This is a genomic window from Saccharothrix texasensis, assembly GCF_003752005.1.
Taxonomy (GTDB): Bacteria; Actinomycetota; Actinomycetes; order Mycobacteriales; family Pseudonocardiaceae; genus Actinosynnema; species Actinosynnema texasense.
The window spans coordinates 7,223,674-7,236,630 of the sequence record NZ_RJKM01000001.1 but is presented as its reverse complement, the minus strand read 5'-3'; the positions used below and the strand labels follow the sequence as shown (position 1 = coordinate 7,236,630).

The 12,957-nt window shown below is 73.4% G+C and carries 16 protein-coding genes and 1 pseudogene; 8 read left to right on the top strand and 9 right to left on the bottom strand.

The features are described from left to right. The first annotated feature begins 72 nt into the window (after positions 1-72). Complete coding sequence (locus EDD40_RS32490) at positions 73-867, top strand: maleylpyruvate isomerase family mycothiol-dependent enzyme (protein WP_123746312.1); 795 nt, start codon at positions 73-75, stop codon at positions 865-867. A 101-nt stretch (positions 868-968) separates the two neighbouring features. On the opposite strand, the pseudogene EDD40_RS32485 reads toward EDD40_RS32490, so the two are convergent. Further along, a pseudogene (locus EDD40_RS32485) lies at positions 969-1,907 on the bottom strand (acyltransferase family protein); the annotation flags it as partial. 116 nt (positions 1,908-2,023) lie between these two features. On the opposite strand from EDD40_RS32485, the gene EDD40_RS32480 reads away from it, so the two are divergent. Beyond that, positions 2,024-2,701 carry an MBL fold metallo-hydrolase gene (locus EDD40_RS32480; RefSeq protein WP_123746311.1) on the top strand — a complete coding sequence of 226 codons (678 nt, stop codon included), beginning with the start codon at positions 2,024-2,026 and terminating at the stop codon, positions 2,699-2,701. Positions 2,702-2,897: 196 nt separating this feature from the next. On the opposite strand, the gene EDD40_RS32475 is transcribed toward EDD40_RS32480, so the two are convergent. Next, complete coding sequence (locus tag EDD40_RS32475) at positions 2,898-3,308, bottom strand: hypothetical protein (protein ID WP_123746310.1); 411 nt, start codon at positions 3,306-3,308, stop codon at positions 2,898-2,900. Positions 3,309-3,342: 34 nt separating this feature from the next. Further along, on the bottom strand, positions 3,343-4,173 hold the full coding sequence (locus EDD40_RS32470) for a class I SAM-dependent methyltransferase (RefSeq protein ID WP_246037971.1): 831 nt from the start codon (positions 4,171-4,173) through the stop codon (positions 3,343-3,345). A gap of 50 nt (positions 4,174-4,223) precedes the next feature. Here EDD40_RS32470 and rnhA point away from each other — a divergent pair, with 50 nt between their 5' ends. After that, entirely contained in the window at positions 4,224-4,709 is a 486-nt protein-coding gene (gene rnhA, locus EDD40_RS32465) for a ribonuclease HI (RefSeq protein WP_123748444.1), read from the top strand. Here rnhA and EDD40_RS41165 read toward each other — a convergent pair. The 3 genes from EDD40_RS41165 to EDD40_RS32450 form a co-directional block, all read right to left on the bottom strand. Then, the gene (locus EDD40_RS41165) at positions 4,665-5,216 is read right to left on the bottom strand and encodes a hypothetical protein (RefSeq protein ID WP_148088970.1); all 552 of its coding nucleotides are present in this window, start codon (positions 5,214-5,216) and stop codon (positions 4,665-4,667) included. The two genes, rnhA and EDD40_RS41165, sit on opposite strands and share 45 nt — an antisense overlap. Positions 5,217-5,230: 14 nt before the next feature. Beyond that, positions 5,231-5,620 (bottom strand): hypothetical protein, encoded by a 390-nt coding sequence (locus EDD40_RS32455; RefSeq protein WP_148088969.1) that lies wholly within the window; start codon positions 5,618-5,620, stop codon positions 5,231-5,233. A 317-nt stretch (positions 5,621-5,937) separates the two neighbouring features. Continuing rightward, positions 5,938-7,074 (bottom strand): aminotransferase-like domain-containing protein, encoded by a 1,137-nt coding sequence (locus tag EDD40_RS32450; RefSeq protein WP_211348276.1) that lies wholly within the window; start codon positions 7,072-7,074, stop codon positions 5,938-5,940. A 143-nt stretch (positions 7,075-7,217) separates the two neighbouring features. On the opposite strand from EDD40_RS32450, the gene EDD40_RS32445 reads away from it, so the two are divergent. Further along, a complete protein-coding gene (locus EDD40_RS32445; protein WP_123746306.1) occupies positions 7,218-7,526 on the top strand; it encodes an ArsR/SmtB family transcription factor in 309 nt (102 codons plus the stop codon). Continuing rightward, positions 7,523-8,374, top strand: a complete 852-nt coding sequence (locus EDD40_RS32440) for an SRPBCC family protein (RefSeq protein WP_123746305.1) — start codon at positions 7,523-7,525, stop codon at positions 8,372-8,374. Before EDD40_RS32445 ends, EDD40_RS32440 begins: the two co-directional genes overlap by 4 nt. On the opposite strand, the gene EDD40_RS32435 is transcribed toward EDD40_RS32440, so the two are convergent. Continuing rightward, positions 8,359-9,195 (bottom strand): ADP-ribosylglycohydrolase family protein, encoded by an 837-nt coding sequence (locus EDD40_RS32435; RefSeq protein ID WP_123748443.1) that lies wholly within the window; start codon positions 9,193-9,195, stop codon positions 8,359-8,361. The two genes, EDD40_RS32440 and EDD40_RS32435, sit on opposite strands and share 16 nt — an antisense overlap. A gap of 133 nt (positions 9,196-9,328) precedes the next feature. Between EDD40_RS32435 and EDD40_RS32430 the strand changes: the two genes are divergently transcribed. Then, positions 9,329-10,042 carry a S1 family peptidase gene (locus tag EDD40_RS32430; RefSeq protein WP_123746304.1) on the top strand — a complete coding sequence of 238 codons (714 nt, stop codon included), beginning with the start codon at positions 9,329-9,331 and terminating at the stop codon, positions 10,040-10,042. A gap of 30 nt (positions 10,043-10,072) precedes the next feature. Here the strand turns inward: EDD40_RS32430 and EDD40_RS32425 are convergent, their stop codons facing one another. Beyond that, positions 10,073-10,978 carry a LysR family transcriptional regulator gene (locus EDD40_RS32425; RefSeq protein WP_123746303.1) on the bottom strand — a complete coding sequence of 302 codons (906 nt, stop codon included), beginning with the start codon at positions 10,976-10,978 and terminating at the stop codon, positions 10,073-10,075. Positions 10,979-11,091: 113 nt separating this feature from the next. Between EDD40_RS32425 and EDD40_RS32420 the strand changes: the two genes are divergently transcribed. Beyond that, positions 11,092-11,754, top strand: coding sequence for a type 1 glutamine amidotransferase domain-containing protein (locus EDD40_RS32420; protein ID WP_123746302.1), 663 nt, complete (start codon positions 11,092-11,094; stop codon positions 11,752-11,754). Here EDD40_RS32420 and EDD40_RS32415 read toward each other — a convergent pair. Further along, positions 11,706-12,110, bottom strand: a complete 405-nt coding sequence (locus EDD40_RS32415) for a winged helix-turn-helix transcriptional regulator (protein ID WP_123746301.1) — start codon at positions 12,108-12,110, stop codon at positions 11,706-11,708. The two genes, EDD40_RS32420 and EDD40_RS32415, sit on opposite strands and share 49 nt — an antisense overlap. A gap of 48 nt (positions 12,111-12,158) precedes the next feature. On the opposite strand from EDD40_RS32415, the gene EDD40_RS32410 reads away from it, so the two are divergent. Then, entirely contained in the window at positions 12,159-12,956 is a 798-nt protein-coding gene (locus EDD40_RS32410; RefSeq protein ID WP_123746300.1) for an SDR family NAD(P)-dependent oxidoreductase, read from the top strand. Position 12,957 lies beyond the last annotated feature (1 nt).

Genomic DNA, 12,957 nt, shown 5'->3' with positions numbered 1-12,957 from the left:
ACCGGTCGGTAGTGAACGCCCCTACGCTGGGGTGATAGGCCGTTCGGCCGCAAACGCCGGGATGAGGTGCCCATGAGCTTCGCTGATGCCGCCCAGGTCCGATCCGCCCAGACGAGCGTACCCGCGCCCCGCGAGCAGTCGGCCGCGGTCCAGGACGCGGTCGCCGGGCTCGCCGAGGTCGACCGGGCGACAGGCGTGTTGTACGAGGTCGTGGCGGCTTTGGACCTCTCCGCGTTGCGCGGTCCGAGCCTGCTGCCGGGGTGGAGCCGGGCGCACGTGGTGACGCACATCGCGCGCAACGCCGACGCCCTGGTGAACCTGCTCACGTGGGCGAAGACGGGCGTCGAGCACCAGATGTACCCGAGCGCGGCCGACCGCGACGCCGACATCGCCGAGGGCGCGGGCCGGTTGCCGCAGCTGCTGCGGGCCGATCTGGACGCGGCGTGCCAGCGGTTCGCCGTGGCCGCCCGGGAGCTGCCGGCCACGGCGTGGGAGGCGGAGGTCGCGCACCCGAAGTCGGGTCCGTTCCTGGCGCACCGGGTGCCGTGGCTGCGGCTGCGGGAGGTGTGGTTCCACCTGGTCGACCTCGACGGGGGCGTCGGGTTCGACGACCTGCCGCCGGAGCTGCTGGAGCACTTCCTGGAGGACGCCGTCGGCCAGTACGCCGACCGGGCCGACACGCCGTCGGTGCTGGTGGAGGCGGTGTTCCCGGACGGTGGTCAGCGCAGCTGGGCGTTGACCGGGGCGGACGGTGCGACGTCGCCCGCGGTGGGCGGCGCGGCGGCGGACGTGCTGGCGTGGCTGACCGGGCGCCACAGCGGCGCCCGGCTGAACGGGACGGCGCCGACGCTGCCCAAGTGGCTCTGAGCGGCGTGCAGGCGGGCGGTGAGCAGCAGGCCGGCCAGGGTCGGCCTGCTCGCGGTCAGCGCCCGGTGCGCCGGGCGTTCCACGAACTTGGTCAACAGCCAGCCGAGGAACACGGCCGAGGCGGTGAAGAACGCGAGCTGGGTCCACGGCCCGCCGTAGGGCGCGACCACGGCCATCACGACGTAGCCGAGTTCCTGGTGCACCAGGTACACGCCGTATGAGATGCCCGCCAGCCACTTGATCGGCCGGGAGAGCAGGCGCACGGGCGCGACGTCCCAGTCCGGGCCGCCCGCCGCGGCGCACACGCCGATCAGCAGGACGCCGAACCCGATCGTCGACCCGAGGTCGCCGCTGTGCCCGGCCTGCGCCAACAGGGCAGCCGTGAGCAGCGCGAACAGGTGCCGGTCGCCGAGCCGTCCCTTGGACCACAGCCAGATGGCGATGCCGATGGCGAACAGCTGCGCCCGTTGCGCGCCCAGACCGTTGTAGAGGACGTGGACCAGGCCGGGGTCGGCGGTCCAGTCCCTGATGACCAGGGGGACCACGACGAGGGTCCAGAGCAGCGCCTTGACCGCCCGGCCGCGGATGCGCGACACCAGCAGGGCGCCCGCGACGAACCCGGTGATCTGGATCGGGAGCGTCCAGTAGGCCACGTCGACCAGGCGTGCCTCGGGGAACCAGCTCTGCAGCATGAGGACGTTGACGAGCAGGTCGCGCGGTTCGAGCTCGCTCCAGCCGTCCGGAGTGAAGTGGCGCAGCACGGTGTAGGTGCAGACGACGGCGACCAGGTAGGCGGGCAGCAGTCGGGCCAGGCGGTTGCGCAGGAAGCGGCCGGGTTCGCCCTTGGCCAGGGAGGCGCAGGCGAAGAAGGCGGAGATCACCACGAGGGTGCTGGCGCCGAACTCGAAGCCGAACACGAAGGCCGGGCGGCCGAGCTCGGGGTGGTTGGCCGGGCCGACGCGGGTGGCGTGCTGGAGGAGCACGCACAGCACGGCGAGGATGCGCAGGACGTCCCAGTTGATCCGACGTTTGGTAGGCACGAGGAAGAAGGACCCTAATCAGACGAAATCGGAGGGGCGACGGTGACCGTTACCAACCCTATGGGGTCGACCTGTGGGGACCCTGAAGGGTGCCCGGTCGGATACGGTCGGCCATTGTGGACGTACTAGAGGACTACACGGGGCACGTGTCACCGGGCGGACCGGCGGCTCGGCGCACCCTCGACGCGCTGACCATCACCAAGGTCTCCGTCGGCCCGATGGACAACAACGCGTACCTGCTGGTCTGCCGCGCGACGAACGAAGGTCTGCTGATCGACGCGGCGGCCGACCCGGAGCGGCTGTCGGACGTGGTCGGCCACGAGGTGGACCGGCCGAGGTTGAAGACGGTCGTCACCACCCACCGCCACCAGGACCACTGGGGGGCGCTCGGCGCGGTCGCGGGCGCGAACGGCTCCAACACCATCGCGCACGCGGCGGACGCGGACGTGCTGCCCATCCCGCCGGACGTGCTGGTCGGGCACGGCGACGTGGTGAACGTCGGCGAGGTCCCCTTGACGGTGATCCACCTGCGCGGCCACACGCCGGGCTCGATCGCCCTGCTGTACCGCGACCCGACCGGTCACGCCCACCTCTTCACCGGGGACTCGCTGTTCCCGGGGGGAGTCGGCAAGACCACGTCGCCCGAAACCTTCGGTTCGCTGATCGACGACGTGTCGTCGCGGATCTTCGACGAACTGCCGGACGACACCTGGGTGTACCCGGGTCATGGGGATGACACCACTCTGGGGCGTGAGCGACCTCACCTGTCCGAGTGGCGCACGCGCGGCTGGTGACGTACGGAGTGTGGTCCGTCGACGAGTGTCGGACGGACCACACCCGGAACGGCTGATCGTGAACCGATGGCCGCCAGGGCCCACTCGTCCTCGGAGTTGCTCGACAACAGTCCGGGCCGGTCTGCGGGTGGTGCGGGCCGGTTCGATGCCTGTGGGGAGGGCGATGGTGTGGGCGTGCGGTTCGGTGGGCGCGTGCTCAGTGGTCCGGTCGGCGGGCGAAGACGTCATCAGGGAGGAAGCACCCGTAGTCCTGCAGCGGGTGGGGTTCGTCCAGCACCAGTTCGCTCATCGACCCGGCGGGTGACAGGCCGTCCGGGCGGTCCGTGACGCGGACGCCCGGCAGCGGGGGGCGGTCGGGTGGTTCGTGGTCGGCGGCCAGGTCGCCGTGACGGTCGATGAGCGCGTACGCGGCGTCGGTGACGTCGGCGATCGCCTCGGCGACCTCGGCCTCGGTGAGGTCCGGGTGCAGGTCGTGGTGTGCCGCGCGGGCGGCGGCCAGGAAGCGGTCCGGGTCGACGATCACCACGTCACGGCCGGTGCGCAGGCTGATCGTCATCCCGGCGACGGGGGTCGTCGGCTCGTCCTCGGGGGTCGTGGGCTCGTCCACCCGGCGAATCGTAGGAGGGGAACGTGCCCCGGCGTCACCGCCGACCGGTCAGCACGGTCACGTGGACGTGTTCGGTGAACGGCGCGTGCGGTTCCAGCGCGGCGCGCACCAGGTCGGTGAACGCCTGCCGGTCCGCGGGCAGCCGGTCGACGGGCAGCGCGGAGAGCACACCGCCCACAATGGACTCCAGGTCCAGCTCGGCGGTGTAGTCGACGCCGCGCACGTCGACCCGGAACCCGGCCGCGGCCAGGCTTTCCCGGTACCGGGCCTGGCTCTCCTCGTCGGTGCCGCACGCGTTCCCGGCGGGTGTGCCCAGCCACTGCTCCAGGCACTCGCGCAACGCCCGCGACCAGTCTTCGTCCTGCAACCACAACGGGGTGCCGTTGGTCAGCACCGCCACCCCGCCGCCCGGCCTCACCAGCGGGTGCAGCGCCCGGAACAGCTCGTCGTGCCGCATCCAGTGCAGCGCCTGGCCGATCGTGACGACGCCGACCGACCCGTCGCCGAGCACGGCGCGCCACGCGGGGACGTCGGCGTCCGTCCCGACCACCCACGCCAGGTTCGCCGCGCCCCGCTCCTCCCCCGCGCGGCGGCCGTGCGCCAGCATGTCCGGCTCCGGGTCGACACCGATCACGGCCCGGACCCGCTCCGCGAGGGGCACGGTCACCTGGCCGGTGCCGCACCCGAGGTCCACCGCGACGTCGTCCGGTGTCAGCCCGAACACCTCGACCACGGCGTCGAGCACCGCCAGCGGGTACCCGCGCCGGTAGCGGTGGTAGAAGTCGGCCACGTCACCCCGGAAACCCTGTGCCATGCCCGACAGCGTGCCCACGGTCGTCGTGCGGGCGGAAGCGATTGCGCTCACGGCGCAACGACCGTCACGGGCGGTTCGAGCCGGTCGGTATGTTCCCCCGCATGGAGCAGGTGGTGGAGATCTACACCGACGGCGCGTGCAGCGGCAACCCCGGACCGGGCGGGTGGGGCGCGGTGCTGCGGTACGGGACGCACGAGCGCGACCTGTTCGGCGGGGAGTCGACGGCCACCACCAACAACCGGATGGAGCTGATGGCCCCGATCCGCGCCTTGGAGACCCTCAAGCGGCCCTCGGTGGTGCGGATCTACACCGACAGCACCTACGTCCGCAACGGTGTGCTGTCCTGGATGGCGAAGTGGAAGGCCAACGGCTGGCTGACCTCGGCCAGGCAGCCGGTCAAGAACGTCGACCTGTGGCAACGCCTCGACGCCGCCGCCGCGCCCCACGACGTCGAGTGGCACTGGGTGAAGGGGCACGCCGGGCACCCGGAGAACGAACGCGCGGACCGGCTGGCGGTCCGCGGCGTCCGGGCGGCGGTGGAGTCAGATCTGCGGGCAGACGTCGTACATGACGCGGAACAGGCGTGAGGACTCCGGCGTCTGCTCCGGCGGCAGGTCGAAGTAGCCCTTGGCGGCTTCCACGCACCGGGTGAGCAGGTCGTGCTCGCCGGACAGGGTCGACTCCCGGGACCGGTTGGACTCCAGCGTCGCGTCGACCTCCTCCTGCTTCCCGGTCACGTCGGCGAGGCTGCGCTCCTGGTCGGACCTGGTGGCCGCGAGGGCGTCGCGGTCGGCGCGCTCGCCCAGGTAGAGGACGGTGAACAGGCCCGTCGCGAGGGCGAGCACGGCGGCCAGCGCGGTCAGCACGACGACCGGCTTCCGGCTCGGGCGCGCGGGTGGCGGAGGCGTCGGCCCGTGTTGCAGCGGCACGCCGTTCGGCGGTGTCGGCGCAGGTGACGACGGCACGCCGGCCGGCGGTGTCGGCGCGGGCGGGGTCGACGCGAATGGCGTCGGCGCGGGCGTCGGAGGAGGTGTCGGCGAAGGCGTCGCCGAAGGGGTCGGCGTGAACGCCCGGTCGGGTTCTGGCGTGGTCATGTCGGCTCCCCGGCTCAGCAGTTGTCGGAGGCGCGGCCGACGGCGGGCCCGAGGGCCGCGTCGTCGTCGTCCCGCGCCGCGATGATCGAGTCCTTGGCCGGGTCGGCGCACTTGTGCAGCTCGGCGTTCTGCGCCTCCAACGTGGAGATCCGGCCGATGAGGGTGTCGTTGGCCGACTCGGTGTCCGCCAGCCGCCCCTCGGCCTCGGTGAGCGACCGGTTCGCCTGGTCCAGGCGCTGGACCTCCAGGGCGTGCTCGTCCTTCGCGCCGACGAACAGCACGATCGCCAGCACGGACGCGCCGACCAGGACGACGACGAGCAGGCCGAGCAGCACGACGGCGGCTCGTGCCCGGGGCCGCGGCGGTGGTGGCGGTGACGGGATCGACAGCGCGTGGTCGGTCATGTGGCCCCCTTCTTCCGTGAGATGACACGAAAGTAGGGAGCCGGACGACCACCGGCCAAGGCTCGGGCGGGCGGAAACTTCCGCTACCTGCCGGGGACCGGGCCGAACCCGTCCCCGGACCGGGCCGGTCCGGGGACGGGGACGGGCGGCGGGGACGGGGACGGGCGGCGGGGAGTCGACGCCGGATCCGGGGCCGGTCGTCGTCGTGCGCGGCGGCTCAGGCCCGCCGGGACCCGGCTCCACCACCACCGCGGGACGACGCCGCCGGAACCGACACGGTGCACCGCACCCCGGCCGGGGTCAACACCGCGCCACGCCTAACCCCGCAGCACGGTCGCCAGCCGCCGCATCCCCTCCACGATCTCCTCGACCGTGTTGGTGGTGAACGACAGCCGCAGGGTCGACCGGTCCGGGGTCGTCGCGTAGAACGGCGCGCCCGGCACGAACGCCACGTCCCGCGCCAACGCCGCCGTGATCAGCGAGGACGTGTCCACCTCGCCCGGCAGGGCCACCCACACGAACATCCCGCCGTCCGGGTCGCTCCACCGCGTGCCGGCGGGCGTGGTCGACGGCAGCGCGCCGATCATCGCGTCCCGCCGCCCCCGGTAGGCCGCGCACAACCCGCGGATGTGCTCGTCCAGGTCGTTCGCCTTCAGGTACGCCGCCGCAGCGGCCTGGTCGATGGCGGACGTGTGCAGGTCCGCCGCCTGCTTCACGATCACCAGCGTGCGCATGATCGAGGCGGGCGCGCGCAGCCAGCCCAGCCGCATGCCCGGCGCGCCGACCTTGGAGAAGCTGCCCAGGTACAGCACGCGGTCGCTCATCGACGCCAGCGACGGGGCCGGCTCGCCGCGGTAGCGCAGCTCGCCGTACGGGTCGTCCTCGACGACCCACAGGCCGTGCCGGTCGGCCAGCGCGGCGACCTCGGCCCTCCGCCCGGCGCTCAACGTCCGGCCGGTCGGGTTGGCGAACGTCGGCACCAGGTACAGCAGCTCCGGCCGTTCCCGCTCGATCACGTCGGCCAGCGCGGCCGGGACCACGCCGTGCTCGTCACTCGCGACGGGCACGATCCGCGCGTCGGCGAGCTGGAAGCACTGCAGCGCGGCCAGGTAGGTCGGCTCCTCCACCACGACGACCGCGCCCGGCTCCAGCAGCGCGGTCACGACCAGCGTCAGCGCCTGTTGCGAGCCGGAGGTGACGAGCAGGTCCTCGACCGCGGTGGGCAGGCCGCGGGTGCTGAGCCGGTCGGCGATCAGGCCGCGCAGGTCCGGGTCGCCCTCGGTGGGCGCGTACTGGAGGGTCCGGCGGGACAGCGCCTGGTCGAAGGCCGTGCGCAGGCCTTCGACGTCGAACAGCTCGGGCGCGGGCAGGCCGCCGGCGAACGAGATGACCTCGGGGCGGGAGGTGAGGGCGAGCAGGTCGCGGACGGGCGAGCCGGCGAACGTGCGCGGCATGGGAGGGCTCCTCGAAAGGGTCGAGCGGAAGGGTTCACGCGGTTGTGCCACGCATGAGGGAGGCCGCACTGGGGTCGAGGCGCCGGTTCCCATCCTAACCGCCCGGTTGACAGGTTATATGCCGTGCGAGCTATATTCCTGTCATGGCATCTACTTTCGCGGTGCTCGCCGATCCGCAGCGACGCCGCATCCTCGACGTGCTGCGCGACGGCGAGCGGCCGGTCAACGACCTGGTCGACGGCCTGTCGGTGAGCCAGCCGACGGTGTCCAAGCACCTGAAGGTGCTGCGCGAGGCCGGGCTGGTCGAGGTCAGGCGGGACGCCCAGCGGCGGCTCTACCGGCTGCGGCCGGGACCGCTGGCCGAGGTCGACGCCTGGCTCGCGCCGTACCGGCGGATGTGGGAGGACAGCCTGGACGCGCTGGCACGCCGACTGGACGGGATGGACTCGTGAGCACCGAACTGCGACGGATCGACGGCAAGCCCGTGCTGAGGTTCGAACGGGTGCTCGCCCACCCGCCGGCCCTGGTGTGGCGGGCGGTCACCGAGCCGGCCGAGCTGGCGCACTGGTTCCCGGCGGCGGTGGCGATCGACGGGCGGGAGATGACGTTCTCCTTCCCCGACCAGGTCACCACCGGCGAGGTGCTGGAGTCCGACCCGCCGAAGGTGTTCGCCTTCCGCTGGCACACCGACGTGCTGCGGTTCGAACTGCTGCCGCACGAGCGCGGCTGCCTGCTGGTGTTCACGCACGTCCTCGGCGACGAGCACGGCGCGGGGCGCAACGCCGCCGGTTGGGACACCTGCCTCGCCGGTCTGCGGGCGCGGCTCGCCGACCGCCCGTTCGAGCCGCCGACGGACCTGCGCGGGCCGATGGAGCACTACGTCCGCGAGTTCGGGCTGGACCAGGGCCGGCTGGACGACGGCGTGGTGCGGTTCGTCCGCGACCTCGTCTGGCGTCCGCTGGACGAGGTGTGGGCGCTGCTCACCGAGGGCGAGGACGGCGTGCCCGCCCGCGCGACCAACCCGCACGTGCCGGCCGGCCCGCTGGTCGAGCGGACGCCGCCGCGCGTGCTGGTGTTCGACTCGCCGACCGGCCGGGTGCGCTGGGAGTTCCGGCACGACCCCGACCGGGGCACGACGGTCGAGCTGACGCACGCGCTCGCGGACCCGGCGTTCGCGCCGAGGGCGCTCGCGGTCTGGCACGTGCACCTGGAGCTGTTCTTCGCGGCCACGTTCGGCGACGTCCGCCCGTGGCCGGCGGACCGGGTCGCCGAGCTGCTCGGCCGCTACCGCAGCAGCTGAGCGTCCACCCGGGCCAGGTGGTCGCGGCCGTACGGCCCGTTCTCCAGCCCGTCCACCAGCACCGGGGGCAGGTCGGCGCGGATCTCGGCGGACCGCGACGCGGCGGCCAGCGCGACCGTCGCGACCGTGTCCACGTCACCGGTGAAGGCGACGCACGCCCGCAGCACCGAGCTCAGCGAGCCGCCCTCGGCCAACGCGGTCACCGCGGCGCGCACGCTCATCACGCCCTTCGACCCGACCTCGCCCCGCCACGGCCGCGCCCACGCGTCGGAGCCGAGCTGCCCGGCGATCCACGAGCCGACCTCCGCCACCGGCCCCAGCCCGTGGTGGCAGTAGTGCACCGCCAACGCCGCCGCCCGCGCCGACGCGACACCGTCCGGCGTGTCGTGGGTGACCTTGGCCTGCACGTCGGTGTGGTGCAGCACGTCGGCCACGGTCGGCAGCAGCCCGGCGGGGGCGGCGCGCATCGCCGCGCCGCTCTTGTCGCTGTCGGGCCGGATGCGGGCCAGGAACTCCGCGCCGGTGCGCACGCCCTCCAGGAAAGCCTGGAAACCCCGCGCATAACCCTCGCGCGGGTCGCGGTGGAACGCGGTCACGAACGCCGACGCCACCGACTCGGGCGTCCACGGCGCGCCGGAGACCCGCAGTTCCGCCAACGCCAGCGTCATCTGCGTGTCGTCCGTGTACGAGCCGGGGCGGATACCGGTGCGCCTGGGGTGCCGGACGTATCCGGCGAGGGTGTTGTGGCTGGTCACGAGCGCGGGGTCGGCGTACTCGAAGCCCGCGCCGTAGGCGTCCCCGATGGCCAGTTCGACGAGCATGTCGTCCACCGTATAGCGCGCGTTTATGACTGATTCGATATATCCCTTTTCACCCGGTCGGGTGGTACGAATCTCGTGACCCAAGACATCCCTGTGCGCGAGCGATCGCGTGTCTTCGGAATCGAGGAACACCTTGCGAATCACCAGGTTGATCCCTGCGCTCGCAGCCGCGTTGCTCTCCCTGCTGTCCCTCGCCCCGTCGGCGTCGGCCGCGCCGGCGACGGCGGGGGGCGGCGTGACGCCGTACATCATCGGCGGCGGCTACGCGAGCAACGCCCCGTGGGCGGCCCGGCTGTTCTCCAACGGCAGGCAGACGTGCAGCGCGACCATCATCGCGCCCACGTGGATCCTGACCGCGAAGCACTGCGTCAGCGGCGGCGGGCTGTCGTTCCGCATCGGCAGCCTCGACCAGACGTCCGGCGGCACGGTGGCCAACGGCGTGCAGACCCACACCCACTCGTCGGACCTCGCGCTGGTCCGGCTCGACCGCTCCGTGTCCGCGACCTACGCCCGGCTCGGCCAGCCGGGTTCGGTCACCGTGGGCCAGACCGTGCAGGTCTACGGCTGGGGCGCGACGTCCCAGTGCGGCTCGGAGATCAACTGCCAGTCGCAGTACTTGAAGGTCGCCAACGTGATCGTCACCAGCGGCTGCACCGACGCCTACGGCGGCAACGCGATCTGCGCCCGGCGCGGTGACGGCATCACCGCCGGCGGCGACTCGGGCGGCCCGATGATGGCGGGCGGCGCGCAGGTCGGCGTCGCGTCCACCAGCGACCGGCAGACCACCACCGCCTACACCAACGTGACGCGCTACCGGTCCTGGATCCAGTCCATCGCCGGCGTCTGACCCTCGCGGGGAGTGGGGCGTGCCGGGACGTCACAGCACGCCCCACTCCCGCGACCGGGCCATCAGGTGGCCGTGCACCAGCGCCACCGACGGGTTCGCCAGCCCGCCGACCCGGGTGGCCAGGTACAACGTGTTCAACGGCGGCACGGCCGCCTGGTGCGCCGGTTCCACCGACCCCGCCGCGAGCGCCGGGTCGGCCAGGTACCGCGGCAGCGCCGACACGCCGGCGCCCGCGACCACCGCCGCCAGCACCGCCCGCAGGTCCGGCACGACCACCGCGACCGGGTTGGGCGGGCGGCGGCCGAACTCGCTGCGCCAGTACCGCCGCACGATCGGCAGCTCCTCCGCGTACGCGACCAGCGGCAGGTGCGCCAACGCCCGCACCGGGTCGGCCGCCAGCAGCGCGCGGTCGATCGTGCGGACCAACGTCGGCGCGCCGACCAGCACGAACTCCTCGTCCACGAACGGCGTCGCGACCACCGCGCGGTCCACCGGCCGCACCGCGGACACCACCAGGTCCAGCCTGGCGTTGACCAGCGCCGCGAGCAGGTCGTCGGCCAGGCCGAGGGTGACCCGCAGCCGCAGCCCGCGCGTGGTCAGCGGCGCCAGCGCGGGCAGCACCCGGGCCGCCATCACCTCCACCGCGCCCGCCACGTGCACGACGCCCGCGTACGCCTCCCGGTCGTCCACCTCGGACAGCGCCGATCGCAGCTCGTCCACGTGCGCGCCGACCCGGCGGGCCAGCGCGTCGGCCCGCGCGGTCGGCGTGACGCCGCGGCTGGAGCGCGTGAACAGCGGCTCGCCCAGCTCCCGCTCCAGCCGGGCCAGGTGCCCGCTCACCGCGGGCTGGGTGAGGCCGCGCCGCTGGGCGGCGGCGGTCAGCGAGCCGGACCGGTAGATCTCCACGAACGTGGACAGCAGGTCGAGGTCGGCCACCGCGCAACTCCAGAGCTATAAGAACGCTTATGACCAGCCGAACGGTAACGGATGAAACGTGATGAGGTGGTCGTTGTCGCGAGCAGTGCCGGACTTCACGGGAGGAATGAACGATGAGCAGGGTTCTGGTGGTCGTCTCGGCGGCCGACGAGTTGGTGCTGGCCGACGGGTCGAGCCACCCCACCGGCTTCTGGGCGGAGGAGGTGGTCGAGTCGGTGCGCGTGCTGCGGGACGCGGGCGCGCGGGTGGACATCGCCACGCCGGGCGGCGTGCGGCCGACGGTGGACCCGGTCAGCCTGACCGACGGCTTCGGCGAGTTCCTGGCGTCGATCGACGACGAGCTGGCGGCGCCGCTGCGGCTGGCGGACGTCGACGTGGCCGACTACGACGGGGTGCTGCTGCCCGGCGGGCACGGCCCGATGGCGGACCTGGCGTTCGACGCGGACCTCGGCCGGCTGCTGGTGGCGTTCGACGACGCGGGCAAGGTCGTCGGCGCGCTGTGCCACGGACCGGCCGGGCTGCTGGCGGCGGTGCGCGAGGACGGCTCGTTCGCGTTCGCCGGGCGGCGGCTGGCGGTGTTCACCGACGAGGAGGAACGCCAGGGCGGCCTGGCCGTGCCGTACTCCCTGGAGACGCGGTTGCGCGAGCTGGGCGCGGCGCCGCAACCGGGCGCGGCGTGGTCCAGCACGGTCGTCGTGGACGGCAACCTGGTCACCGGCCAGAACCCTCAGTCCAGTGTGGACACCGCGCGTCGGGTGCTGGCTGCGTTGTCGTAGGCCGATCGCGCGGCCTCGATCTCGTCCTCGTGCCGCAGCACCCACTGTCCCAAGGGGACGACGAGGTCCAGCATGGAACGGCCGAGCGCGGTCGCCGCGTACGTCACGCCGGCGGCCTTGCCCGGTCGCTCCTCCCGGCTGACGAGGCCGTCGCGCTCCAGGGCCCGCAGGGTGCGGGTGAGGATGCGGCGGCTCAGCCCGTGCACCGCGCGGTCCAGCTCGTTGAAGCCGTAGGACCGTTCGGCGAGCAGCGCCAGCACCAGCAGGCTCCACTTGTCGCCGACCCTGCTCAGCAGGTCGGACACCGGGCAGGCGGCGCGGTCGGCGGTCGTGACCGGCACCGGGACCAGGGACATGGATGTGCCTTCTTTCGGGTCGTCGCGCCGCGTTGCAAGCTCCAGGTTATGGCGAACGCGGTGATCACGGGCGGCACGAACGGCATCGGCCGGAGCTTGGCGGCACGACTGGCGCGCGAGGGGCACCGCGTCGCGGTGGTGGGCCGGTCGGCCGCCGCGCCGGAGGGGGTCGAGCTGGTCCGGGGCGACCTGAGCACGATCGCCGGCACCGCCGCGGTGGCCGAGGAGGTGGCGTCGCGGTTCGACGTGGTCGACCACCTCGTGCTGGGCGCGGGCCGGTACACCCGCCGCCGCGAGGTCACCGCCGACGGCTTGGAGCACTCGTTCGCGCTCTACGCGGTGAGCCGGTTCGCCTTGGTGGAACGGCTGCTGCCGGTCCTGGAGCGGTCGGCCGCGCCGGTGGTGGTGAGCCTGTGCGGCGTGGCCGGGCTGAAGGGGCCGGGCATCCAGTGGGACGACCTCGCGCTGAGCCGCGGGTTCCGGGCGTTCCGGGCGGTCAGCCAGGGCGCGCGGGCGGCGGACCTGCTCGGGGCCGGTTTCGCCGACCGCCACCCGGGCAGCGCGGTCCGGTACGTGCTGCACAACCCGATGTTCGTGGACAGCGGGCTGGGCGCGCAGGTCGGGGGGCTGCGCGGCCGGGCGCTGGACGTGGTGGCCGGGTGGTTCGCCCGGTCGACGGCCGACGCGGCGGACCAGGTCCACCGGTTCCTGGCCGACCCGCCCGCCGTGCCGTTCACCGCGTCCCGCGCGGGCACGCCGATCGACCCCGGCAGGCCGGAGTTCGACCCGGCCACCGCCGCCCGGCTCTACACCGTGCTGGAGGGCATCACCGCTTCGGCGCGGTGAC